Annotated in this window: 17 protein-coding genes and 1 tRNA gene; 4 read left to right on the top strand and 14 right to left on the bottom strand. The window is 69.1% G+C overall.

What is annotated here, in order from left to right; translation table 11 throughout:
- Window positions 1-93: 93 nt before the first annotated feature.
- On the top strand, window positions 94-2,703 hold the full coding sequence (locus OG558_RS11685; protein ID WP_405070230.1) for a hypothetical protein: 2,610 nt from the start codon (window positions 94-96) through the stop codon (window positions 2,701-2,703).
- A 6-nt stretch (window positions 2,704-2,709) separates the two neighbouring features.
- Here the strand turns inward: OG558_RS11685 and OG558_RS11680 are convergent, their stop codons facing one another.
- From OG558_RS11680 to OG558_RS11670, 3 genes are all read right to left on the bottom strand, one after another.
- A complete protein-coding gene (locus OG558_RS11680; RefSeq protein WP_405070229.1) occupies window positions 2,710-3,150 on the bottom strand; it encodes a type II toxin-antitoxin system VapC family toxin in 441 nt (146 codons plus the stop codon).
- Window positions 3,147-3,401: a type II toxin-antitoxin system prevent-host-death family antitoxin gene (locus OG558_RS11675; RefSeq protein WP_329483220.1), complete on the bottom strand. Its 255-nt coding sequence runs from the start codon at window positions 3,399-3,401 to the stop codon at window positions 3,147-3,149. Before OG558_RS11675 ends, OG558_RS11680 begins: the two co-directional genes overlap by 4 nt.
- Window positions 3,402-3,526: 125 nt before the next feature.
- Window positions 3,527-4,648 carry an endonuclease gene (locus OG558_RS11670; protein WP_405070228.1) on the bottom strand — a complete coding sequence of 374 codons (1,122 nt, stop codon included), beginning with the start codon at window positions 4,646-4,648 and terminating at the stop codon, window positions 3,527-3,529.
- Window positions 4,649-5,100: 452 nt separating this feature from the next.
- On the opposite strand from OG558_RS11670, the gene cysS reads away from it, so the two are divergent.
- Window positions 5,101-6,564, top strand: a complete 1,464-nt coding sequence (gene cysS / locus OG558_RS11665; protein ID WP_405070227.1) for a cysteine--tRNA ligase — start codon at window positions 5,101-5,103, stop codon at window positions 6,562-6,564.
- 25 nt (window positions 6,565-6,589) lie between these two features.
- On the opposite strand, the gene OG558_RS11660 is transcribed toward cysS, so the two are convergent.
- The 4 genes from OG558_RS11660 to OG558_RS11645 are packed head-to-tail and all read right to left on the bottom strand — an operon-like array spanning window position 6,590 to window position 10,026.
- Window positions 6,590-7,489, bottom strand: a complete 900-nt coding sequence (locus OG558_RS11660; RefSeq protein ID WP_405070226.1) for an ornithine cyclodeaminase family protein — start codon at window positions 7,487-7,489, stop codon at window positions 6,590-6,592.
- A complete protein-coding gene (locus OG558_RS11655) occupies window positions 7,486-8,616 on the bottom strand; it encodes an aminotransferase class I/II-fold pyridoxal phosphate-dependent enzyme (protein ID WP_405070225.1) in 1,131 nt (376 codons plus the stop codon). The genes OG558_RS11660 and OG558_RS11655 overlap by 4 nt, the downstream gene beginning before the upstream one ends.
- On the bottom strand, window positions 8,600-9,223 hold the full coding sequence (locus tag OG558_RS11650) for a transcriptional regulator (RefSeq protein ID WP_405070224.1): 624 nt from the start codon (window positions 9,221-9,223) through the stop codon (window positions 8,600-8,602). Before OG558_RS11650 ends, OG558_RS11655 begins: the two co-directional genes overlap by 17 nt.
- The gene (locus OG558_RS11645; RefSeq protein WP_329483214.1) at window positions 9,220-10,026 is read right to left on the bottom strand and encodes a PrsW family intramembrane metalloprotease; all 807 of its coding nucleotides are present in this window, start codon (window positions 10,024-10,026) and stop codon (window positions 9,220-9,222) included. The genes OG558_RS11650 and OG558_RS11645 overlap by 4 nt, the downstream gene beginning before the upstream one ends.
- Before the next feature lie 226 nt (window positions 10,027-10,252).
- Here OG558_RS11645 and OG558_RS11640 point away from each other — a divergent pair, with 226 nt between their 5' ends.
- Window positions 10,253-13,894: a S8 family serine peptidase gene (locus OG558_RS11640; RefSeq protein WP_405070223.1), complete on the top strand. Its 3,642-nt coding sequence runs from the start codon at window positions 10,253-10,255 to the stop codon at window positions 13,892-13,894.
- A 59-nt stretch (window positions 13,895-13,953) separates the two neighbouring features.
- On the opposite strand, the gene OG558_RS11635 is transcribed toward OG558_RS11640, so the two are convergent.
- From OG558_RS11635 to OG558_RS11625, 3 genes are all read right to left on the bottom strand, one after another.
- On the bottom strand, window positions 13,954-14,931 hold the full coding sequence (locus OG558_RS11635; RefSeq protein ID WP_405070221.1) for a helix-turn-helix domain-containing protein: 978 nt from the start codon (window positions 14,929-14,931) through the stop codon (window positions 13,954-13,956).
- A 336-nt stretch (window positions 14,932-15,267) separates the two neighbouring features.
- Window positions 15,268-17,100, bottom strand: a complete 1,833-nt coding sequence (locus OG558_RS11630; protein ID WP_405070220.1) for a hypothetical protein — start codon at window positions 17,098-17,100, stop codon at window positions 15,268-15,270.
- Window positions 17,085-17,840 (bottom strand): ABC transporter ATP-binding protein, encoded by a 756-nt coding sequence (locus OG558_RS11625; protein ID WP_405070219.1) that lies wholly within the window; start codon window positions 17,838-17,840, stop codon window positions 17,085-17,087. The genes OG558_RS11630 and OG558_RS11625 overlap by 16 nt, the downstream gene beginning before the upstream one ends.
- A gap of 136 nt (window positions 17,841-17,976) precedes the next feature.
- On the opposite strand from OG558_RS11625, the gene OG558_RS11620 reads away from it, so the two are divergent.
- Window positions 17,977-18,807, top strand: a complete 831-nt coding sequence (locus tag OG558_RS11620; protein ID WP_405070218.1) for a carbon-nitrogen hydrolase family protein — start codon at window positions 17,977-17,979, stop codon at window positions 18,805-18,807.
- 5 nt (window positions 18,808-18,812) lie between these two features.
- Here OG558_RS11620 and OG558_RS11615 read toward each other — a convergent pair whose 3' ends face one another.
- The 4 genes from OG558_RS11615 to OG558_RS11600 all read right to left on the bottom strand — a co-directional run bounded on the left by OG558_RS11615 (window position 18,813) and on the right by OG558_RS11600 (window position 23,376).
- Window positions 18,813-19,562, bottom strand: coding sequence for a hypothetical protein (locus OG558_RS11615; protein WP_405070217.1), 750 nt, complete (start codon window positions 19,560-19,562; stop codon window positions 18,813-18,815).
- Window positions 19,555-22,293, bottom strand: coding sequence for a CHAT domain-containing protein (locus tag OG558_RS11610; protein ID WP_405070215.1), 2,739 nt, complete (start codon window positions 22,291-22,293; stop codon window positions 19,555-19,557). The genes OG558_RS11615 and OG558_RS11610 overlap by 8 nt, the downstream gene beginning before the upstream one ends.
- A complete protein-coding gene (locus OG558_RS11605; RefSeq protein ID WP_405070214.1) occupies window positions 22,294-23,133 on the bottom strand; it encodes a hypothetical protein in 840 nt (279 codons plus the stop codon).
- Window positions 23,134-23,289: 156 nt separating this feature from the next.
- Window positions 23,290-23,376 (bottom strand) — tRNA-Leu (locus OG558_RS11600).
- Window positions 23,377-23,465: the final 89 nt, after the last annotated feature.

The following is a 23,465-nucleotide window of genomic DNA, read 5'->3' as shown; positions in this document are numbered from 1 at the left end:
GCGGTCGGTGGTTCAGCTGCCGGGGGACGAGTGTTAACCGACAGGCGATGTACAGCCTGTGTCGGGGACCGCTACGGTCCGCACGCTGGTCCAATGAGCCAGGTCTTCGGTACGCCGCGGCGCCCGGCGTACACCGTCACGCGGACGGACCGGCTCGGACGGCCGATCTCGCTCGGTGACCCGCTCCCGGAGAGCAAGGCGATCCTGTTCACCGGGCCGCCCGGTATGGGCAAGACCCGGGAGCTGGATCAGGCCCGGGCGCTCGCGGCCCAGCACGGCTGGACGGCGATCCGGGTGGAGGCCTCGGCGCGGGATCCCTTGGAGAACCGCTTCACCCGCGCGATCTCCGCGGACCTCGAGAACCTGCGCGCGCGGTTCGGATGGCTGCGGGTGCGCAAGCTGCGGAAGACGGTCCGTGACCTGACCCAGCGCGCTCGCAACACCCAGCACGGCGCCGAGGTCCGGGTCGGCGCCGGGGCTGTGCAGTTCATCGGCAAGCGGCAGTGGGACGTCACGCCGCAGGACAACCTCGGCACCACTCTGAACGACTTCGCCGACCAGCTCGGAGAACTTGCCGCGAGCAAGGGTCAGCGGGTGCTGCTGCTGGTCGACAACATCGACGCTGCGTCGCCGCGTGACCTGGCCGGGCTGAACGAGCTCGCCGTACACCTGGAGCAGCAGGGCCGCCCGGTGTGGCTGGTGGCGGCCGGTGGTGCGATGGCCACGAGCCGGCTGATGGCCGCTTCCGACCGGATGTCGGGCATCGCGACCACGGTCACCAATCAGTTCGACATCCGCGAACTGGGGCCGATGGCCGATCATGATCTGCGGCCGGCCGTGACGGTACCGCTGCAGCAGGCCGGCATCCGCTACCAGCCCGAGGCGATCGACAGCCTGCTGCGCGCCGCGAACGGCGACCCGAGCCGACTCCGCACCCTCGCCGACACCGCGGTCGCCTGCGCTGATCCCGCCGACGGGATCACCATCGCGACGGCCGCCGCCGCGACAGCTCGCGTCAACGACGAGTCCGCGGTGTTGTACCAGGGCCGGTGGAACCGGTGCACCGACGCGCAGAAGGACCTGCTCGCCAAGGTCGCGGCCCAAGGCCCGAACGGGCTGTCGATGCCGGCCGAGACCCAGGTGGCCGGGCCCGGCCACTGGCAGGCGATCGACGAGGCGCGCCAGGATCTGGTCGCTCGCGGCCTGCTCCGTGAGCACGGCGGCGAACGTGTCACGATCGCCGAGTCCGGCCTCCAGGATTGGGTCAACAACTACCTCGACCAGACCCCGGCGGAACCGACCCCGGCCGGTCAGGAGCTCGCCCGCACCGCCCAGCAGGGCGCCGGGATCGCGCCGGTGCACCCGACCGGTGACCGGGCGGCGCTCGTCAGCCAGGTGTTCGGTACGGCGCGCAACCCGGTCCACCCGGTGATCCGGACCGACCAGCTGGGCCGGCCGATCTCGCTCGACCAGCGGCTCCCGCGAGGGACCTCGGTCCTGTTCACCGGTCCGCCCGGCATGGGCACGAGCCACGAGCTGGACCGGACCCAGGCGCTGGCCGACCGGAACGGATGGACGGCCATCCGGCTGGACGCCTCACCGCGCGAGCCCCTGGAGAACCGGGTGATCCGCGCCGTCAACCAGGACATGGACAAGTTCCGCCAGCGCTTCGGAATCGGCGCGGCCCGCGATCTCAAGAAGTCGCTCGGCGAGCTGGCGGTGCGGACCCGGAACGCCCAGAACGGCGCGGAGGTGCGGATCGGTGCGCCCGGTGTGTTCCAGGTCGTCGGCAAGCGGCAGTGGGACGACGCGCCCCGGGACACCGTCGGCAGCACGCTGAACGAGCTCGCGGATCACCTCGGCCAACTGGCCGCGGAGAAGGGCGAGCCGATCCTGCTGATGGTTGACAACCTCGACGTCGCGTCGGACCGGGATCTGGTCGCCTTGACCGAACTCTCCGCACACCTGGAGCAGCAGGGCCGGCCGGTGTTCCTGGTCGGGGCCGGTGGCGAGCTGGCCACCACCCGGCTCCTGGGCGCGTCCGGCGGGCAGGCCGGTGTCGAGACCAAGGTCGCCCACCGGTTCGACATCCGGGAGGTGCCGCCGCTGACCGACACGCAGCTGCGCCAGGCGCTCACCGAACCACTCCGCCAGGCCGGCATCCCGCACGAACCGCAGGCTGTGGACAACCTGGTCAAGGCGGCCAACGGCAATCCCAGCCGCCTTCGCACGCTGGCAAGCTCTGCGCTCGAGCTGGCCGACCCGCAGACCGGGATCACCTCCCGGGTGGCGAAGGCCGCGATGGCCCAACTGAACGACCGCTCACGGACGCTCTACGAAGCCGCGTGGCACAACTGCTCCGACGCGGAGAAGGAGCTGCTGGCGAAGGCCGCCGTACGCGGTCCGCACGGGTTGTCGATGCCGGCCGAGTCCGCACCACCCGGCCCCGGCCGCTGGGACCTCGACAGCGCCGGTCAGGGCCTCATCTCCCGCGGCCTCCTCCGCAAGTCCGCCGGCCGCCTCACCGTCGCCGACCCCGGCCTCCAAGACTGGGTCCAAACCCGCCTGGGCCACTCCGCCGCCCACGCCGGCATAGCCCTCCCCACCGCAGCTCAACCCCAACTCTCCACAGGCGACCGCCGAGACGGCCGCCATGCCCCCGGCTCGCCCCGGGAACACAGCGGCCGAACCGTCAACCGCTAACCGCGTCTACTGCCCGAACTCAGGATCATTGGTGTCCGCGACGTAGAACCCGAGATTTTGGCCGGCTTTAAGCAGCTGACGGTCTCCCGAGGCGAAGAGCAAGTCTCGGTCGTTGACCTCCTCGGCCGAGGCGCAATGCAGCGCGTCGTAGCCCCGGAGCGCCTCCGATGACGTGAGCGTCGCCGCTCGGCGAATGACCGGCTCGGTCGGCTCGATGACATTGAGCTCGCGCCAAAGCCGGTCGACTACGCGCAGCGCCCGCACCTCTTGGTCAGCTGTGATCCGGCGGCATCGCACCGCCTGAGCCAGCGCTCCCGCTGCCTCGACATACAGCAATTGAGTGGACATCACATCGTCTGCTTCCTCCCAGAGCCGACGGCAGGCAGGTGACGACGCTTCATCGATCAGCAGAGGAACGAAGGCCGACGTGTCGAAGTAACAGATCATCGCCGTTGGTCGCCGATCAGGTCGCTGACGGTTCCCTCGGCTTTGATCGGTGGCGGTGCCGGCCGCTTGGGTTGCAGCGGCGGCCTGACCGTCCCCTCCGCCACCAGTTGCTGCAGTCGTGTTGGTCCGTCGACCGGGATGATCCGGGCGATCGGCTTGCCGTGGTCGGTGACGGTGATGGTGTGTCCTTCCCGCACGGACGCGAGATGACGGCTGAGACCGTCGCGGAGCTCCCGGATCCCGATATCCATCAGTAGTCCTCCTGTGGCCACTTTTCCTCCTTCGATACTAGCCACAATCTGTGTCTCCACTCACTGTGGAGGCACAGTCGGCCGGTGCGAAGGGCAGATGGTGGGGCAGGGCGGGGCAGATGGGGCTACGGCCAGATCGAGGTGATCCATTCGGGGTGGTCTATGAAGGGGTTCCGGTTGTGTTGGTAGGTGGTGTAGATGACCTCGTTGCGGCGCTGCTCGAAGGCATCGGGCGGGTCGGCAGCGGCCCAGGCCTTCAGGACCGAGAGCCTGCCGATGTACGGCGCGCTGCCGTTGTTGACCGAGTTGTTGACTTCGAGGTTCGCGAAGCCGTCGTCGCCCTCGTAGCGGACGGCCATGTAGAAGATCATCCGGGCGATGTCGCCGCGGACAGCCGGCCGCGGGGCGAAGGAGTCGGAGTCTGCGGTGCAGCCCGAGCACTGGGCGACCGCCGTACCGCCGTTGTCGAAGTCGAGGTTGCCGCGGGCCGCGTTCACCGACACGTCCTCGGGACGCAGGTGGTGGACGTCGGTGCCCGGGCCGGTCGCCGTACCGAAGTCGCCGTGGGACTTGGCCCAGACGTGCTCGCGGTTCCAGTCGTCGGCGGCGCTGCCGTTCGCGCTCTTGCTGATCGAGCGGCCGGAGTAGATCTCGATCACGTTGTTGCTGTTGGCCGGGTCCTGGTCGGTGTCCTTGAGCGCGGTCCAGACCTGGTCGTAGGTCAGCTTGGTCTGGCTGGAGATGATCGTGTGCAGCGCGGCCTTCAGCGCGGCACCGGTCTTGCCCTCGGCGCCGGCGTAGTAGTCACCCGGATCGCCGGGGTCCGACGAGCCGCCGCCGCTGAACGCGGTCGGGTCCTTCAGCCCGGCATGGGTGAAGTACGCGGTCAGTGTCCCGGTGACGGTGATCTGCTGACCGATCAGTCCGGGGTTGCTCTGCAGTCCGTACGACGCGCGGAAGGCCGTCGGGATCTGGACGTACAGCATCGACGACGTACTGGTCTGGGTCGCCGAGTCGGCCAGCGCCAGCGCGAAGTCGTTCGGGAAGTTGCTGCGGACAACGGTGTTGGTGGCGGTCGGCTGACCGACCACGTAGCCCGTGACCGAGGCAGTCGATCCGTCCTGCCGGCCGATCGCCGTACTGACGGTGATGGGCGTGGCGGCGTTCGACGGCGTGATGCCGAAGCCGAGCAGAGCGAGTACTGCGGTGACGACCAGAGCTGGGCGGAACAAGCGGGATCTCAGCACGGCAACTCCCAGGGGCGGGTGGGGACCGGACGCCTGACAGTCTGCCCAGGTCGTCCGGCTACCGAACATCCCGATCGCGAACACGAGATGAAGAGACGGAACCACCACGGCCTGGGATCAGCCGGTGAAGAGTTGAGCCGGTGGGGCGGAGAGCGAGTGAGTGCCGCTCGCCGCCCCACCTGGGTGTCTGGGCCCCCATCAGGCCGCGACGAACTGCCGCGGGCTGCTCTGCCCAGCCACCAGCGAGGCGCTACTGGCGGGCAGCACCTCACCGACAGGGGGAGGACTCACCATCCTCCGGCGGTGGCGTGGTGCGGACGCCGTTTACGGACCGTACTCAGTCCAGCACGCATTGTCCACAGCTCAGCGGGGCCATCTCACACTACTGACCGGTCACTGAGCAGGAAGCGGATCATCAGTGAGGTCCGACGGCCGCGGGCTAGCATCAGGCGGTGACCTTGCGGCTCTACAACTCACTCGGGCGCCGAATCGAAGACTTCGAGCCGGCCACGGACAACGTTGTGAAGCTCTACAGCTGTGGCCCGACGGTCTACAGCTTCGCGCATATCGGCAACCTGCGTGCGTACACGTTTGCCGACACTCTGCGCCGGGCCCTGCTGTGGAAGGGCTGGCAGGTCGAGCACGTCATCAACATCACCGATGTCGGCCACGCAGTGGCCGAAGCAGAACTCGGTGACGACAAGATCGAACTCGCGGCGGCTCGCGAGCGCAGGTCGGTCGAAGAGATCGCCGAGATGTACACCGAGGCGTTCTTCGCCGATCTCGACGCGCTCAACATCCTGCCCGCTCACCACTATCCACGGGCGACGCAGTACGTCGATGCGATGATCGCCTTTGCGGAGCGTCTGGTGGAACACGGTTTCGCGTACGAGATCCCGTCGGGCCTCTATTTCGACACCTCGAAGGATCCCGGGTACGGCCGGCTCGGTCTGGTCGACGTCGGCGGACAACTCGAGGGAGCTCGGGTCGAGCAGGTTCCCGGCCGTCGGGCCAAGACCGACTTCGCGCTCTGGCGTGCGGAGGCGCCGGGCCAGATCCGCGCCATGCGATGGAACTCGCCGTGGGGCTGGGGCGCGCCGGGATGGCACCTCGAGTGCTCGGTGATGAGCATGAAGTTGCTCGGGGAGCACTTCGACATCCACACCGGCGGAGTCGACCACCGGCAGTTGCATCACGTGAACGAGATTGCCCAGAGCGAGGCCTATCTGGGCGACGGCCGGCCGTGGGTGCGGTTCTGGCTGCACGGCGAATTCCTGCAGCTCGGCGCGGCGAAGATGGCGAAATCGGCCGGGCCAGTGCTGACCCTTCAGGAGTTGCAGACGCAAGGCTTCCACCCGCTCGCGTACCGGATGTTCCTGCTCGGTGGCCACTACCGCGCCCAGTTGGAATTCACCATGGATGGACTGGCCGCCGCGCAGGCAACGCTCCGCCGGCTGATCCGCCGTACGGCGGCGCTCGGGCGACTGCCGTCCGTCGGCACTCTCGAGGAAGCTCGCGCCCTGGCGAGCGACGACTCGGCCGCAGTCGCGGTGATCGACCAGCTCGATCAAGCGATCAGCGCGGACCTCAATACGCCTCGGGTGCTCGCCGTACTGCAGGAATCGTTGCGGGATGCGGTTCTGTCCGAGCACGGTCAGCGGGTGGTCACGGCCGCCAGTGGCGCCGTACTCGGACTGCCGTTCGATCGCCTCGAACCGGCCGACGTCGAGCCGGCGGCCGAGCAGTTCTCGCAGTCAGATCAAGCAACTGTCGACAAGTTGATCGCTGAACGCGAGGCAGCCCGTACGGCCCGGGACTGGGCTCGTGCGGACGCCTTACGCGCTGAGCTGAGCGAGCTCGGCGTTCAGCTCACCGACACACCGACCGGCCCGGTCTGGAGCAGAACCACCTCTTGACCGCGGTTGCGCCAAACTCAACGCACTATCTGACCAGTTGCTCCAGGACCGCAGCCGCGACCGCCGCGTCGGCCGCGCCGATGCCGGTCAGATCGGCGACCGACCGGCGCGTCCGGTCCAGCCCGTCGCGGAGTACGGCGCCAACCGCGAGGTCGACGTCGTCAGTCACGACTCCGGCCCGGACCGCGTTCCCGAAGTCGCCGTGGTCGAGGCACTGCGCGTGGTCGTCGGTGGCGACCAAAGCACCCGCGAACACTTCGACCGGCAACTCGCCCTTGCCCGGCATGTCGGTGCCCACCCCGGTCACGTGGATCGCCGACCGGAACAGCTCCGCCGGCAACGGCTCACGGGCTGCGGTCGTCGCGATCACGCACGCCGCACCACCGAGCGCATCGGGCTGAGCGTCCAAACCATCCGCAACGAAGGCCGCACACAAGCTCTCCACAGCCTCGGGTCGGCGACCCCACACCTGCACCTTGCGCAGTGGTCGCAGCTCCCGCAACCACAGCACTTGCAGCCGCGCTTGCTCGCCGGTCCCGAGTACGGCGACCTCGTCCACGCCGGCCGGGGTCATCGCGTCGGTGATCAGCGCGCCGGCTGCCGCCGTACGCCAAGCCGTCAGCATGCCCTCGTCAGCCAGCACCGCGGCCGGCGCACCCGTGGTCGCGTCGACGACGAGCATCAACCCGTTGTTCACCGAGGCGAACGTGCTCGCGATCTTCACCACGAAGTACGGCGACCCGTCCACGTACCCGGCCTTCACGTGACAGTCGCCGGCGTGGTCCGGGAACTCCAGCACCATCGGCGCCGGCACCGACGTACGCCCCTCGGCGTGGGCGATCAACGCGTCCCGGACCGCGCCGAAGACCACGTCAGGCGTGGCGACCCGAGCGATCGCGTCGAGACCGATCACCGGCAGCGTCATCCGCGCTTCTCCAACCAGGCCGCCCAGACGTCGAGAGCCTCCGCGGGATCACGGCGCCCGAGGCCGACCCGGAAGCGGTCGGTCGGGGTCTCCGTCAGCGCGGAGCTGTAGATGCTCGACGGCAGCAGCAGTACGCCGGCCTGGTCGACGAGCTCGGCGCACATCGCCTCGACGCCGTCGGTACCGACGTAGCGCGGAAAGCAGACGCAGCCGCCATCCGGCGGGGTGAACTCGAAGAGCGCGGGATACCTCGCGAAGAAGCGGCCGAAGACGGGAAGGTTCTCCGCGACGATCCGGCGGTTGCGGTCCAGCAGGTTCTCGCGTGCGCGGAGGGCGATCAATGCCAGCACCTCGCTCGGCGCGGAGTTGCAGATCGTCGTGTAGTGCTTGGCCCACTCGAGCTTGTCGAGGACGGCGCGGTCCCGGCAGGCAATCCACCCGATCCGCAGGCCGGGCAGTCCGTACGCCTTCGACATCACGTTGAGGGAGAGCGCCGTACCCGACAGGTCTGTTGCTTGAGGCAACGACGGGATCTCGAGCTCGAGGCCGCGGTACACCTCGTCGCTGAAGAGCGTGATCCCGCGTTCGTCGCAGAGCCGCACCAACCGGTGCCAGCTGTCGAGTGACGGGACGGCGCCGGTCGGGTTGTTCGGGAAGTTGACCGACACCATCCGGGTGTTCGGCCGGAGGACGCGCTCGATCGCGTCGACGTCCAGCGCCCAGTCGTCCTCGGGCCGCAACGCGACGCCGGTCACCTCGCACACGGACAGCGGGATCGTCTCGGCCGCCTGGTAGTTCGGCGTCAGTACGACGACATGGTCCGACGGCTCGAGCAGGGTCCGCATCGCGAGGTAGATCGCTTCCTCAGCGCCGGCGAAACACAGGATGTCCTCGGGGTCGGCGTCCGAGTACGTCGCCGCGATCTCGGCCCGCAACACGGGGAGACCCCGCGTCTCGGTGTAGCCGAGAGCCAGCGACTCCCACCGCTCACGGCCGTCGTCGTCGGCCAGCGCGAGCAACTCCGACATCGGCAGCGTCTGCGCGTCCGAGGCGGTCAGGTGATAGCGGGCGCTGAACTCCCAGCGCGCGAAGTAGGTCTCCAACCGGAAGTCAGGCAGGGTCGGCATTCGGCTCCTTCCGGGTCTGGGCGAGCAGTTGATAGAGCGCGGACCGGGAGATCCGCAGGGCGCGGGCAACGGCCGGCACAGACCGGCGCTGGCTGAGTACGCCGGCCGCGTCGAGCCGGCCGAGCAACTCCAGGCGGTCGGTCCGGCTCAACCGCTCGACAGTCACGCCGTGCTCCCGGATGTAACCGGCGACGATCTCGTTGAGGGTCTCGGACCAGTCGTGCTCGAACAGCACCCGCGGCTGCCCCGCGACCGGCGCGGCGAACGCGGCCAGCAGCCGGCTCGCCTCCTCGAAGGCGGACCGGTCGACGTTCACGCACAGCACGTACGCCGGTTTGCCGTCGTCGGCCCGGATCACCGCGCTGACGCTGGACAGCCGGCGACCGTCGGGCAGCGTCTTCGGGTAGGGGCCGTAGACGTCCGCGCCGCTCGCGCTCAGCTCATCCAGTTCGCCGAGCAGCGAGGGATCGCCCGGCTCGCGCCCGGACAGCGGGTTCCAGATCGCGGCAACCTCGTCGGTGGCCGGGTCGTGCAGCACGACCTCGGCGTGTGGGGACAGCAGTCGCGCGATCGCCTCGCCGATCGGGGTCAGTTGCTCCGGTGTCACGCTGAGACAATAGGTCCAGCTTGGACAATCTGTCCAGAGTCGCTGCGCTGGGCGCGCTTGAGGCCGTAGAGCAGCAGGCCGATGGAGATCGATCCGACGATGACGTACGTGATCCAGCCGCCGATACCGTCCCAGGTGGTGTGCAGGGCGACGGCCACTGCGTACATGCCAAGGAAGAAGGCGAGGTGCCGACCGGACGGCGCGGTCACGAACCGCCACAGCCCCCAGCAGGTCAGCCCGGTCCAGGCGGCGTGTCCGGCCGGTGACAGCAGACCGCGGATGAACAGCGTCTGCTCGGCGGCCCCGACATTCCCGTTCGACTCGAGCAGGGCGACGAACGCGTAGCCCATCGTCTCCAGTACGGCGAACCCGGTGCCGACCGCGACCCCGATGACGATGCCGCGGCCGATCGAGGTCCGGTACCGGGTCCCGAAGAACACCACCAGGATCACCGGCACGATCAGCTTGGCGGCCTCCTCGATCAGCCCGACCCCGACCAACGGCAGGGTGCCCAGCCGCCGCATCGCCTTGTACTCGAGCAGACCTGCGACGGCCACGCCGACCACGCCACCGAACAGGAGGCAGCCACCGAGGGTCGGGCCGTCGATCAGCCAGCGCCCGGACCGGCCGTCCGCGAACGTGACGAACGTCAGCGGTACGACCATCGCGCCGAGCAGGATCAGGGTCGGGAACAGGTTCGGGTTTCCGGTGTCGGTGAGGACGGCGAGCACGCCCAGGTACAGCCCCCCGCCGATCAGAAGCGTGCCCAGCCAAGCCCACCTGCGTACGACTCTTGGGGTCATTACCCGATGGTGCCGGTTAATGGCGTGGTTGCGCCATGTCGCAGGGACGGCCGTCCGGGAGTCAAAGGCCCCATGACCCGCCGCGCCGAAGGCGCGGCAATAAGTATGGCGTGGTTGCGCCATGTCGCAGGGACGGCAGTCATGGACAGGGCTCAGCCCCGTGACCTGGTTGCAAACTCTCTCGGAAGAAAAGGTGTGCCTGCCCCCAACCTCTCGAAGGAGAACTATGTCCCCCTACCGGATCACCGCCGCCACCCTTGCGGCGATGCTCACCCTCGGCGTGGTGACGGCCAACCCGGCCGCCGCCGCGACGCCGAGGGCCGGGAACACCACTGTCAAGACCACCACAGTCACGCTGATCACCGGCGATGTCGTCGATGTGACCGACGCCGGCGCCGGCAAGAAGGCGGCCACCGTCCGTCCGGCCGCGGGTCGCGAGGGCGTCTCGTTCCACACGATCGAGGCCGACGGCGGACTCCGCGTCCTGCCGAGTGACGCCGTACCGTACATCTCCACCGGCGTCCTGGACGTCGACCTGTTTGACGTCGACGAGCTGATCGCCGACGGGTACGGCGACTCCGCCGCGCGGCAGCTCCCACTGATCGTCAAGGACAGCGCAGGCTTCCGCGGTTCACAAGCCCTGGCTGGTACGACGACCACCCGGCAGGTCCCGTCGATCGGTGGCCGCGCCGTGGACGCGGCCAAGGACCAGCTGCCCGAGCTGTGGAAGTCACTGAAGCCGGCCGCAGGTGCGCGGTCGCTGAACAGCGGCATCACCAAGATCTGGCTGGACGGCAAGGTGCGCCCGGTGCTCGACAAGAGCGTGCCGCAGATCGGTGCGCCCGACGCGTGGAAAGCCGGCTACGAGGGCTCCGGCGTCGAGGTCGCCGTACTGGACACCGGCGTCGACGCGACACACCCGGACCTGGCCGGCAAGGTGAAGGAGAGCCAGGACTTCTCCGGCAGCCCGAGTGGCACCGTGGATCACTTCGGCCACGGTACGCACGTCGCCGCGACCATCGCGGGTACGGGAGCCGGCGCGGGCGGGACCCGGAAGGGCGTCGCACCGAAGGCCGACCTGCTCGTCGGCAAGGTGCTCGGCGACGACGGGTACGGCTACGACTCGTGGATCATCGCCGGGATGGAGTGGGCCGCGGCCGAGGGCGCGAAGGTCGTCAACATGAGCCTCGGCGGTGAGGCGACCGACGGCACCGACCCACTGAGCCAGGCGGTCAACGACATCACGGCGCAGACCGGCACGCTGTTCGTCGTCGCGGCCGGTAACGAGGGCCAGGACGAGACGGTCGGTACGCCGGGCGCCGCAGCGTCCGCGTTGACGGTCGGCGCCGTGGACCGGAACGACGGTCTGGCCGACTTCTCCAGCCGTGGACCGCGGCTCGGGGATGCCGGCCTCAAGCCGGAGATCACCGCGCCGGGTGTGGGCATCATCGCCGCCCGGGCCGCCGGCACGATCATGGGTGACCCGGTGGACAACCTCTACACGGCCGCCTCAGGTACGTCGATGGCCACACCACACGTGGCCGGAGCCGCGGCGTTGCTCGCCCAGCAGCACCCGGACTGGAAGGCCGACCAGCTCAAGAACGCGCTGGTCAGCACGGCGAAGACCCAGCCGAACCAGACCGTCTACCAGCAGGGCGCGGGCCGGGTCGACCTGACCCGGGCGACCGCACAGAAGGTGTTCGCCACCGGGGTCGCCGACTTCGGCCTGCAGACCGCGGCCGACGCGTCGAGCCGCACGATCACCTACCGCAACCTGGGCACCGCCCCGGTCCCGCTGAACCTCTCCGTCGCCGTCACCAACCTGGACGCGGGCAAGGCGGAAACCGACGCGTTCACTGTCCCGGCGACCGTCACGGTCCCGGCCGGCGGCAGCATCGACGTACCCGTGAACCTGACCGCGACCAAGCTCGACCGCGGCCTGCACAGCGGCTGGATCGTTGCCACCGGCCCCGATGGGATCGTCACCCACACCGCGGTCGGCGCCCTCCGGTCCGGGCCGAAGCACAAGGTCACGCTGCGCGCCGTCGGCCTCGACGGGCAGCCCACCGGCGTCCCGGTCGTCTCGCTGTACGGCGACAACTCGCGATCGGACGTACTCGCCTGGATCCCGGACGGGTCGAGCTACACCGCCGAGGTCGAGGAAGGCACGTACCTGCTGCACTCGCTGGTGGAGAACAGCGACCCGCAGGACGAGCAGGTGAGCCTGTTCACCGACCCGAACATCGCGGTCACCCAGGACATCGAGGTGGTCATCGACGCCCGCAAGGCGGTGCCGATCACGATCGAGACGCCCAAGCCGTCCGAGCAGCAGGCGGTGCTCAGCTACTACGTGCACCGCGAGTACGGGAACGGCCGGTCCATCAGCCACGGCGTGATGCACTTCAGCACGGTCAAGCAGGTGAACGTGACCCCGACCAAGCCGGTCAAGGACGGCAGCTTCGAGTTCTCGTCCCGCTGGCAACTGGTCGCGCCGATGGTCCAGGCGTCGGTGTCCGGGGTGACCGGGCCGCTCGACATCAACCTGCTGCACCAGTCGCCGTCGTACGAAGGGAAGAAGCGCTTCCGGCTCGTCTCGTCGCTGCAGGACGCGAAGGGCGCCCTCGTGGTGCTGGACTCCGACGACGAGCAGGCGCAGATCGAAGCAGCCGCCAAGGCAGGTGCCGCGGCCGTGATCCTGATCCGGCCGGCGGACTGGTCGGCGTGGACGGTCTGGCGCCCGACGGGGGACCGGGAGCCGATCCCGGCCATGGTCACCACGTTCAAGGACGGTCACAAGCTGGTCGATCGCGCCGCCAAGGGCCGGGCCACCATCGACCTGACCCTGACCACATCCAGCCCGTACCTGTACGACGTACAGCAGGTCTCGACCGGGTTCATCCCGAGCAAGATCGACTACAAGGTGACGCCGGCGAACAGCGCGCGGATCACCACCCGGTACGCCGACAACGGCGGCTTCGACTGGGCCAAGGAGCAGCGGTTCGGGTGGCGGCCGTGGCAGGAGTACTCGTGGAACGACGCGCAGCGGTTCGTGCAGACGCCGAAGGTCCGGGAGGAGTGGGTCACGTCCGGTGACTCGCTCTGGCAGCACCGGGTGCACCACCTGTACACCTGGGACGACATGAACCCGTTGGCCGGTGGGATGACCACACTGCCGCGGAGCTACCAGACGGGCACATCGGACGAGACGTGGTTCGGTCCCGTCGTACGCCCGGCTGCCGCGCCGGGTGTGGTGTCGACCCGGACCGGTGATCGGTTGTCGCTGCGGATCCCGTCGTTCGTGGACGCGGTCGGCCACTACACGGTCGGCGGGACGACGTCGTCCTCGGCGGTGCTGTCACGCAACGGCTCGGTCGTCGCCGAGTTACCGGATGCGTGGGAGGACGTGATCACGTCGAGCGATGACGCGTCGTACAAGCTGGATCTCTCGACCGAGCGGATCGATCCGGACGGCGAGTGGAACTGGGGGACTCGCACTCAGACGTCGTGGGAGTTCCGCTCGAGGAAGCAGGCGGACGACAAGGCCGTCCCGCTGTCGCTCCTGCAGGTCGGCTACTCCGCGCCGACCGACCTGAGCGGTCGAGTCGCCGCCCGGGCGCAGGCGATCGGGTTCACGGTCGATCAGCAGGCAGGTGCTCCGGCCGCGCGATCGACGACCCTGCAGGCTTCGGTGTCGTTCGACGAGGGCAAGACCTGGCAGCGCGTTACCGCGGTCGGTGCCCTCGGCCACTATGTGGCTCTGGTCCCGGCCGGGCGGTCGGGTGGCACCGTCTCGCTCAAGGTGAGCGCCGGTGACAACACCGGCGCGAAGGTCACCCAGACAGTGATCCGCGCGTACGGCATCGCCTGACCACCGCGTTGCGTCCGAAGATCCGAGGGCTATAGCCCACAGTTCTTCGGACGCAACGGTCAGAGCCAGCGGCGTTTGGCGGCTTGGTAGGCCAGTCCGGTGCGGGTGTCGACGCCGGCCAGGGCCATCATCCGGTCGAGCCGGCGCTGGACGGTACGGCGGCTGATGCCCAGCTGGGAGGCGATCGACTTGTCCGGTACGCCGGCTACCAGCAAGGAGAGGAGGAATCGCTCGGAGTCGTCCAGGCCTTCCGCCACCAGAGTGTCGTCCGGACGCAATCGCACCGGCGTCGCCTGCTCCCAGTGGCTCTCGAATAGCGCGAGCAGTGCGTCCAGCAACTGGCCGCGGCTGATCACCGCGGCCGTCGGTTCGCCGATGCTCATCTCGTCGTCGCGAACGAGCGGACAGATCGCGGTCGACCGGTCCACGATCGCCAGCCTGACCGGGAGAGTCGGCAGGGTGCGGGCCTCCTCACCCCAACCGACCCCCTCGGCGATCGTGTCGAGTTCGCCGGGGGTCTCGAGCAGCGCCCGCTCGTAGATCGCGCGATACCGGACGCCGCGGGACAGCGCGCCGTACTCCTCGGTGTTGTCGGCGCCCTGCATCGCCAGCGGGTTGGCCCGGCAGAACCAGAGGATCTCCTCGCGGGCGGATTCCTGCAGGTCGCGCAGCCGCTCGCGGAGCGTGGCCGCCCCGACGATCACCTCGACCAGGTGGTGCGCGTCCCGGCGGCTAGCGCTCGCGCGGAACTCCTCGCTCAGCGCCGCCACCGTCTTCCGGGCCGCCTCGAGTGACTCCTGCCGGCGGAGCAGCGTCGTACCGAGGGCCACGTCCGGCGGCAGCGCCCGGAACACCGGTTCGTCGGCCGGCTGGACCGCGACCAGCCCTGTGGCCTGCAGGCGTTGCAGCACCTCGGCCGCCTCGTGCTGCGGCAGCTCGGCGACCTCGGCCAGGTCCGCTGCCTTGGCGGCGGACAGACCGACGAGCAGCCGGTAGGCCTGTTCCTCACGGGCATCAAGCAACGAGCCGTCGTGCATCGACCCCACCTCCGGGCACCACCTAAGCAGGGTTTCCAGCGGTGGCACGAGGGTTTTCTCAATGGCACACCAAGGCCACGGCATGCCTGTGCCATCACGGACCTGCCGAGGCACCGTCACTTCCGGTCAGAACGTTCGCGGAACTCGCCGCCCCCTGACCGGGGCGGTGGGGTGGGACCGAGATGAGCACAGCGCCACCGCCCTTGAAGGAAGAACCAATGATGAGTCTGACCGACTATGCCGGAATCGCCGGCCTGATCGCCGCGGCCGGCGTCGGCGTCTGGATGCTCCGGAACGGCCGTGCTCCCAGCGCCGCGGGCCGGCACCGGGGCAGCCCTACTCTGCGGCTACCGCGGCCGAGCCACCCCGAGCGGGCTTCGCGCGCAGATAGGTGAGGCCGCCGTACGTGTACATCGACACGCCGAGCGCGGCCATCGCCACGATCACGACCCACGGCCACGGCGCCGGCACGTAGAGGGCGAGGAACCACGACTTGGTGTCGTGGTTCCCGGTCAGCAGGAAGATCGCCGGTACGACGGCCTGCGGGAACAACGGGATCGCGGCGAAGCCCAGGCAGAAGCCGGCCGTGGTACGACGCCAGCGCGGGAGCTTCTCGAGGTTGGACCGCTTGATCTCCCCGATCACGGATCGGCCGTGCCTGAGCAGCATGAGCAACTCCGGACCCCGGCGATCGAGCCGTCGTGCCGCCAGCCGGCCGAAGTACCACCACGCCAGGACGCCGGACAGGACACCGATCGGCACGCCCCACCACGACCAGGCGAGTGCGGCGACGAGCGCCGGCCCCGCGGTCAGCGACACCAGCACGAGCATCAGGTAGACGATGCCCATCGTCTCGCCTTCGTTCTCGCCGGCGTTGAGAGGATTGTCGGACCGTTTGTGCGCGTCGGTCGTCGGTACGGCGGCGTACACCGAGCAGGCGACGACCAGACCGGCCGCGCCACCGAGGATGGCCGGCAGCACGCTGAGCACGAGCGGCCAGGCACTGGCGTAGCCCGACCACCAGGTCAGCAGCAGAGTGATCAGCAGGGTGGGCGGACCGAATACCAGAAGGAACGCGCGCTGCCGTGCTCGCACATCGGGCCGGGCCGAGCCCGGAATCATCAGCGTGGTCCACAGCGCCGTACCGTCCGAGCCGTACAGGTTGGAGGACATCGAACCTGCCATCACGACGGCGGCCGGACCGGCCCACGGCAGCATGGCCTTCCAGCCGATCGCGAGTGGCATCAGGCAGAAGAAGAGCCCGTAGCTGATCGCGAAGACAGCCCGGTGACCGTAGAGCAGGTCCCGTGTCCAGGACCGCACCTCTTTGGCCGCAGCCGCGTCACGTGCGTTGGTCGCGCTGAGCAGCCGCCGGGGTTTGCTGCCCGCACGGCTACTCGTCGTACGTCGGACCAGCAGGGCGGACCAGGCCACCAGCATCACGGTGCCGAGTAACAGCAGACCCGCAAGTGCCACCAGCGCTCGGGGCCAATCGTTGCGCCCCGCCGCCTCGACGGCCACCAGACCCCAGCCGGACGGCGCAATGCGAGCGGCACTCGCCATGGTGCCCTGCACATCGGTGGACACGAAGGCGACGATCAACGCCCAACCCTGGGCCGTGAAGGCCAGGATGAACGCGTTGACCAGCGCCGCGATGACCGCACCCGACCGGACTTGCAGGAGTACGCCGTACACGGCGACGGCGAGCCGGGACGCCAGGACGAAGCAGAACAGTTGGAGTAGGAGCGCGGGTACGGCGATGATCGCTGCCGCCACACTCAACTGCGCACCGACGACCAGCAGACTGAGTAGGGCGAGCAGGCTGATGACCGGCGCGACGCCGGCCAGCGCGGCGGTCAGGAGGCCGGTGGCCAGCGTGCGCGGCGGGAGCGGCAGCATGCTGAAGTACTCCGGCTTGAGCGTCTCGTCACCACCGCCCGCGAACATCGGCCCGATGATCCAGCCCAGCATCCACACCGCGAGCGCGACGGCCAGGATGTCGTTGTCGCGGCCCGCGACCCAGACGGTGCCGCCGGCGAGCACGAGGCCGACGAATCCACCCCCGACGATCCAGGTCAGCCGGTTCTGGTCCTTGAGCGCGTGCCGGAACGCGGCCAGCCGCATCCGGACCAGCGTGTGCGACGTGGCATAGGTCAGGCCGACAGCCACGACAACCCCTCCGCGCCCCGGGTGGACGCTCCGACCAGCGCCACGAACGCGTCCTCCAGGCTGCCGCCGGCCTGCACCTCGGAAACGGTGCCTGCAGCAACTACCTTCCCGTTGGCGACGACGGCCACGCGGTCGCACAGCTGTTCGACGAGCGCCATCACGTGACTCGACATCACCACGGAGCCGCCGCCGGCGATGAACCTGTTCAGGATGGTCCGGATCGTCGCCGCCGAGATCGGGTCGACCGCCTCGAACGGCTCGTCGAGGACGAGCAGCCGCGGCGCATGCAGCAACGCGATCGCGAGCCCGAGCTTCTTCCGCATCCCGGTCGAGTAGCCGATCACCTGCTTGTCGTCCTCGTGGTCGAGCTCGAGCACCTCGAGGAGTTCCGCCGTACGCGCCTTCACCTCGTCCTCGGGCAGGCCGCGCAACAGCCCGAGATACGTCAGCACTTCCTGACCGGTCAGCCGCTCCGGCATCCCCAGCCCGTCCGGCAGTACGCCGACCAGCGCCTTCGCCTTCGTCGGCTCCTGCCAGACGTCGGCTCCGAAGATCTTCGCCGTACCGGCATCGGGCCGCAGCAGGCCGACCGCCATCGACAACGACGTCGTCTTGCCGGCGCCGTTCGGCCCCAGCATCCCGAAGAACGATCCCTTGGGGACCGTCAGACTGAGATTGTCGACCGCCCGCTGGTCGCCGAAGGTCTTGGTCAGCCCGATCAGCTCGAACGCGTGCTCCATACGCAGCACCCTCTCATCCACCACCGGCCCAAGCGTCACTCTCCCGACGGATCCGGCCGCTCACCTGCCGGTCGGACCACCGGTCACCCGTGCGCCGGTCCACCGATCTGTCGGTTCCGGGTGGCACGGTAGGGCGATGACGGGGATTCGGGTCGGTATTGCTCAGCCGACGATCAGTGCTGACGCACGGGTCAACGGGGAGACTGTTCGGGCGTTGATGCAGAAGGCGGCGGCCAAGCGGGCGCGGTTGGTGCAGTTTCCCGAGGGGATGCTGAGTGGGTACGCCAAGGAGCAGATCGCGGACTGGTCGCAGGTCGACTGGGGCGTCGTCCGCGCGGAGCTCGAGCTGATCATGGCGCTGGCGGCCGAGTTGCGGCTGTGGGTGGTGCTCGGGTCGGCGCACCCGCTCACGCCGCCGCACCGGCCGCACAACAGCCTGTACGTGATCTCGAACGCCGGTGAACTCGTGGATCGGTACGACAAGCGCTTCTGCTCGCACACCGAGATCAACCACTTCTATTCGCCGGGCTCCGACCCGGTCGTGTTCGACGTCGACGGGTACCGCTTCGGCTGCATGATCTGTGTCGAGGTCAACTTCCCGCATCTGTTCAGCCAGTACGAGCGTCTCGGCGTCGAGTGCCTGCTGTTGTCGGCGTACCCGGTGGACTCGATCTTCGAGCTGAAGGCCCGCGCGTACGCCGCGATCAACTGCTACTGGGTCGCGATGTCGCTACCGGCCCAGACCCTCGACCTGATGCCGTCCGGCCTGATCACGCCGGCCGGCATCTACGCCGCCCAGGTCACCGGCCGGGCCGAGCTCGCCGTCATCACCCTCGACCGCGACGACCCGGCCCTGACCGTCCTCCTCACGCACGCCCGCCCGTGGCGCGCCACCGCCCTGAAAGGCGACATCTACCGCACCCGAGCCGTCACCGACCCCCGCTCCACCAACCGGAGGTCGCTCTGACACCGTCAGTCGTCGGCTGACTGGAAGGCCTGGATCTCGTCGAAGTACGCGGCGCGCAGCATCATCGACGCCTGTGGCTCGCCCGCGATGTCGGCGAGCTGCGACCCGAGCAGCGCGGTCATCCCGACCTTGCCCGCGTAGACCTCGTCCTGCTCGCGCAGTTCGACGTACTTCTCCAGTGCATCGACCGCCAACCGGAACGCCGCGACCGGGTCGGCCGAATAGCTCAGCTGGGCGCTGACCGCGGTGAAGAACGCTTCCGCGGCCGGCGCTTCGAGCGCCTCGGACGTCTCCACGGCGTCGGCCACCTCGTCGAGGCCGACCGGCTCACCGCTTGCCAACCGATCGCTGAGCAGATAGAGATCGACGACAGCCGACTCCCGCGCTTCCCCGGCGAACGCCGCCCGCACCCTGTTGACCGTCGCCGCGCCGACCGCGCCCGGACCGAAGTACTGCTCGACAAGTTCGTCGAGCGCCGCCTTCTGCTCCGTGGACAGCTGCTGCGCGCGGGCCGCCTCCGCGATCGAGCCGAGCATGTCGGCGATCGCCTGCCGTTCTCCGGTCGCGATCATGCGCAGCATCCACGCGGTCCAATGGCCGGTGGTGAGGGCTGCCGCCGACGCATCCGCGGTGAGCAGGTTGCGGAGCATCAGCTTCTGCGCCTGGCGATCGCCGCTGTCGGCGGCCGCGTAGGTGTCGGCGTCGACCCCGGCCAGTTCGCCGACGTCGATGTAGATGGGCTCGTCGTCAGACATGTGTTTCCTCCCCAATCAGGGCGCGTCGCGCCCCGTCGAGCGGCTCTTCGTCGGCGCTCAACCAGCGGAGCCGACGTCGGGCCGCATCCAGAACGGTCTTGTTGTCGCCGAACGGCAACAGGTGCTTGCGCAACTCCACCGCGGCGGCGACCAAGAGATACGAGTCGCCGAGGATGCGTTCGATAGTGCGCGACTGGGCGACGATCACCTCGGCCTTCTGCTCGCGGTCCGCCGCGGCGGCAGTGGCGTGGCGCAACTCGCCGTACGAGCGCACCATCGCTGCCACGATCGCCGCCTGCGAGGTGGACGACAGTTGGTCGACGATCGCCTCGTCGGTTGCGGCGAAATGAGCCGCATCGTGTTCGGCGAGCGCCCGGAGGTCGTCGTCGATCGCCTGCGCGAGGTTGGCCGGCAGCCGCGTATCGTCCGCGAGCCGGTCGCGAGCAGCGCGAAGGTGTTCCTCGGTCCCGCTCGCGAGGTACCGCGAGGCCCACTCCGACCAGGTCCTCGGCTCGCTCAGGTGTGGACGGTCGAGGCGCAGGTCGGCGGCGCCGTGCTGGACGAAGCATCCCCACGCGGCCGGGTGGTAGCCGTCATCGGCGAGAGTTTGACGCGCCAGCAGCATTGCATCCGTCAGCAGGGCGTCCTTGGCGAAGTAGTACAGCAATGCCGTGAATTCGGCGGCGAGATGGTCCGGGACCATGTAGGCAGCCGCGATCGCGCCCGGTGCTCCTGTCCGGATCAGCGCCGTGACGAACCCGTGCTCCTGACCGGTCCGCAGCTGTCGACTGCGCCCGGCGAGGCAGGCGCTGAGCATGGTGAACGGCGCCGGTGCCGGTCCGATGGCCTCGAATCCACGCGCCGTGAGCCGCTTGCCAGGACCGAGCGGAAGCTCCTCGCCGATCCTGTCGGCGAGTCCGTGGCCGACGTAATGCAGCAGGTCGGCCCCGGCGCCGAGGTCGCGCAGGAGCGTCGAGGGTTCAGGCGCTCTGTGGACACTCGGTGTCATGCCCAGGTCGGTGGCAGCGGCTACGGCCATGCTCGTCTCCGCGTCGGCGTGGACGAGCGCGTCCTCCGCCCGGACGACGATCGCCGTGCCGGTCGGCCGGGCGTTCACCAGGTTGCGAGACAGCGAGAGGTTCAGGTCGCGGAGCGCCGGCGAGCGAACGATTCGCTGGCGGAGGCCGAGGTACGTCGTGCCGTCGTGGAGGATCTCGATCGGCAGTTCGCCGAGGTCCGTGCTGCTGTCCATCACGACCGCGAGCACCCGGACGCCGTCGATGTGCGCGCGGAGCTCGGGATCGAGCGCCTGCCACATCGCCTGACAGGCCTGCACATGGCGGGGACTCGGCGGGCTCGAGGCAGGGATCGCTCGATTCGACAGACGGTCGGTCGCCAGTCGCTGCTCGGCGATGAGGTCGCCGACCACCGCGGCCGCGTCCCGATCGAGAAGCTGGACCGCCACGCTGCCGCCGGCGAGTGAAACCAGGAGAACGGCATCCGGCACGGACTCGACGACGAGCACCCCGGTCGCTGTACTCGTCAACCGCTCGAGCAGCACAGTGATCTCGGAGTGGAACGCCGCGTCCGGCCGCCGCTCCATCGCCTGCGTGACGCTACAGAACTTGCCTTCCTCCTCTTTGAGCGCGAATACGAGATGCAGGAAGCGGACAACGGCACGGGCGTCGGCCGTGTCCAACCGCGCCGTTTCCAGCTTCAGCCAGAGCCGGTAGACGACGTCGAGGCCCTGCCGGACATCGAGATCCGATCCGCCGGCGGTCGACTCGGCCAGCACCTCCTCGTACCGGCACGCGAGGTCCGCCAACTCCTCGATCAGGCCGCCTTCCCGCCCGAGTTGGTACTTCGTGAACGCGACTGCGTAGCGAGTTCGGAGCGCCGCCTCGACGCGTCCGCCCACACCGATCTCCGCTGCCGACGTGAACGCCTCCAGTGCATCCTCGAGTTGTCCCAGCTTGGCGTGCTGGTTGCCCGCGTTGAACGTCAACTGGCCTCGCAGGTTGGTGATCTCGGGCTGGTCGGCGTACCCGTCGAGACGCTGCAAGCCGTCCTGTAACACAGCCAAGGCGCGGGCCGAGTCGTCGCACTGGTCGTAGACGTCCCCGAGCCTGAGCGCGAAACGGGCCCGGAGGAGGCCCTGCCCGGCCTCGGGTGTGAATCGCTCGATCCAGCCGAGGTAGTCGTTGGCGACCTCGTCGGCCAGGTCGACGCGATGCACATCGGCAAGGAGGCCGAGGACGAGGCCGGCGCTCCGCTGGAACTCGATCACGAGCCGGTCCTCGAGCCAGGCGGCAAAGACCTCGGCGTCGCTGAGCTTCGGCGGTGGATCCGGCGAGGACAGGACAGCGAGCAACACACGCGCCGCGGGCAGGATGACGTCGGAGCTCGGTCCGTTCGCCAGTGCGAGCCAGCGCTCCCAGGCGGCTCGCGCCGGGCCGATCGCTTCGCGAGGCTCGTCGAGTGCGACCCAGCACCTCGTCTCGCCGGCGAGCAGCGCGGCAGCGGCAACCGGATCGGGCGTCGCACTGTCCAGCGCGCGAGCCTCCGCGAGCCATCGCAAAGCCTGGCGCGGACGCCCCTGCCCCATCGCCCGCTCCGCTTCGGCCCAGCGCCGGAACACCCGCTCGAGCAGCAGGCCGTCGTCATCGGGCGGTACGCCGCCGAGCCCCGGGCGCGTGCAGTACCGGTGCAGGAGCACCTCGAACGCAGCCATTTAGGACCGCCCCCAGAACGGGAAGTCCTTTCGCCGGCCGATCAGCTCATAGCCCACGAAGTTCGCGCGCCCTGGAAACGTGTACGACGCCTCACACCGGCTGCGGACCTCGCGGTTCATCGCGACACCGGGGACCAGTCCGCCCAGCGACAGCCCCGGGATCTGAAGGGTGACCTCCAGCTCCGCTTCCCGGGTGAACTCGACGGTCACGCGCTCGGTCACACCCTTGTCGTCCGAGGTCAGATCCCACCCGATACCCGCCGGATGCGCTCGGTGCGGTCGACGAGCGGCGTCGGTGAAGCAGAGGGCGCAGGGCTGCAAGGGCTCGAGGTAGGAGTTGGTGACCGCTTCGACGTCCACCCTGAGGTCCTCGGGGGCATCGGCGCCGCGGCCGCGGAACGTCCGGAGCCGGACCTCGATCCACGCGCCGAGCGCGAAGCACTGGTCCCGCGTGCCGAGGTCGCGCTCGGCTCCGAAGCTGAACTTTCGCCCGGACCCACCGCCCAGGCCCATCACCTTCAGCTGCACCGCCGCATGCTGCGTCCCGGCGACTTCGAGCTGGAGCTGACCGGTTCCCCCTGGCGGGACGTGGAAGGCCAGCCACTCGAGCTTGGTCGAGTGCGTGCCCAGATCGTCAACCAGTTGCACGCCGCGGAACTGTTCGAGCAGGTTGCGCAGGATCCCCCGATCGCCCGCCTTCCCGACCTCCTGCTCGTCGAGATGCTGCTCGAGCGCGGCCGCGGCCGCTTCGTCGTCCTCGTCCGCCAGGCGCTCGACGGCCGCGGCCATTCCCTCCAGCGGCACGTCGTCCAGGATGACGAATCCACCCTCACGGTCCATCGCCCCTCCCACCACGCGGACGGACCATTCTCATAGATCAACGCACGGATCGATCAGCGAGACAAGACGCCGGACCCGGTCCGGCCACCGGACTCACCGTGTGAGTGAACACACCCCCGGGGAATGCAAAAAGTCCCGGTCATCGACCGGGACTTTTGGTGCGCGAGGGGGGAGTTGAACCCCCACGCCCTTTCGGGCACACGGACCTGAACCGTGCGCGTCTGCCTATTCCGCCACCCGCGCGCTGGTCGCTTCGAGATCTCTCAGCGACCGGAAGGAACAGTAGCACGGGTTGTGCCGGAGCTTCACATTGCGGGTTAGGTCGAACCTCC

Source organism: Kribbella sp. NBC_01510 (assembly GCF_045040325.1).
Lineage (GTDB): Bacteria > Actinomycetota > Actinomycetes > Propionibacteriales > Kribbellaceae > Kribbella.
Note: the sequence above shows the minus strand (reverse complement) of the source record. Positions and strands in the feature narration are given on the sequence as shown.

Bases quoted from the DNA above. Each gene is read 5' to 3' on its own strand.
- OG558_RS11685 (WP_405070230.1), top strand. From the start codon at position 94: ATGAGCCAGGTCTTCGGTACGCCGCGGCGCCCGGCGTACACCGTCACG.
- OG558_RS11680 (WP_405070229.1), bottom strand. From the start codon at position 3,150: ATGATCTGTTACTTCGACACGTCGGCCTTCGTTCCTCTGCTGATCGAT.
- OG558_RS11675 (WP_329483220.1), bottom strand. From the start codon at position 3,401: ATGGATATCGGGATCCGGGAGCTCCGCGACGGTCTCAGCCGTCATCTC.
- OG558_RS11660 (WP_405070226.1), bottom strand. From the start codon at position 7,489: ATGACGCTGCCGGTGATCGGTCTCGACGCGATCGCTCGGGTCGCCACG.
- OG558_RS11655 (WP_405070225.1), bottom strand. From the start codon at position 8,616: ATGCCGACCCTGCCTGACTTCCGGTTGGAGACCTACTTCGCGCGCTGG.
- OG558_RS11645 (WP_329483214.1), bottom strand. From the start codon at position 10,026: ATGACCCCAAGAGTCGTACGCAGGTGGGCTTGGCTGGGCACGCTTCTG.
- OG558_RS11640 (WP_405070223.1), top strand. From the start codon at position 10,253: ATGTCCCCCTACCGGATCACCGCCGCCACCCTTGCGGCGATGCTCACC.
- OG558_RS11635 (WP_405070221.1), bottom strand. From the start codon at position 14,931: ATGCACGACGGCTCGTTGCTTGATGCCCGTGAGGAACAGGCCTACCGG.
- OG558_RS11625 (WP_405070219.1), bottom strand. From the start codon at position 17,840: ATGGAGCACGCGTTCGAGCTGATCGGGCTGACCAAGACCTTCGGCGAC.
- OG558_RS11620 (WP_405070218.1), top strand. From the start codon at position 17,977: ATGACGGGGATTCGGGTCGGTATTGCTCAGCCGACGATCAGTGCTGAC.
- OG558_RS11615 (WP_405070217.1), bottom strand. From the start codon at position 19,562: ATGTCTGACGACGAGCCCATCTACATCGACGTCGGCGAACTGGCCGGG.
- OG558_RS11610 (WP_405070215.1), bottom strand. From the start codon at position 22,293: ATGGCTGCGTTCGAGGTGCTCCTGCACCGGTACTGCACGCGCCCGGGG.
- OG558_RS11605 (WP_405070214.1), bottom strand. From the start codon at position 23,133: ATGGACCGTGAGGGTGGATTCGTCATCCTGGACGACGTGCCGCTGGAG.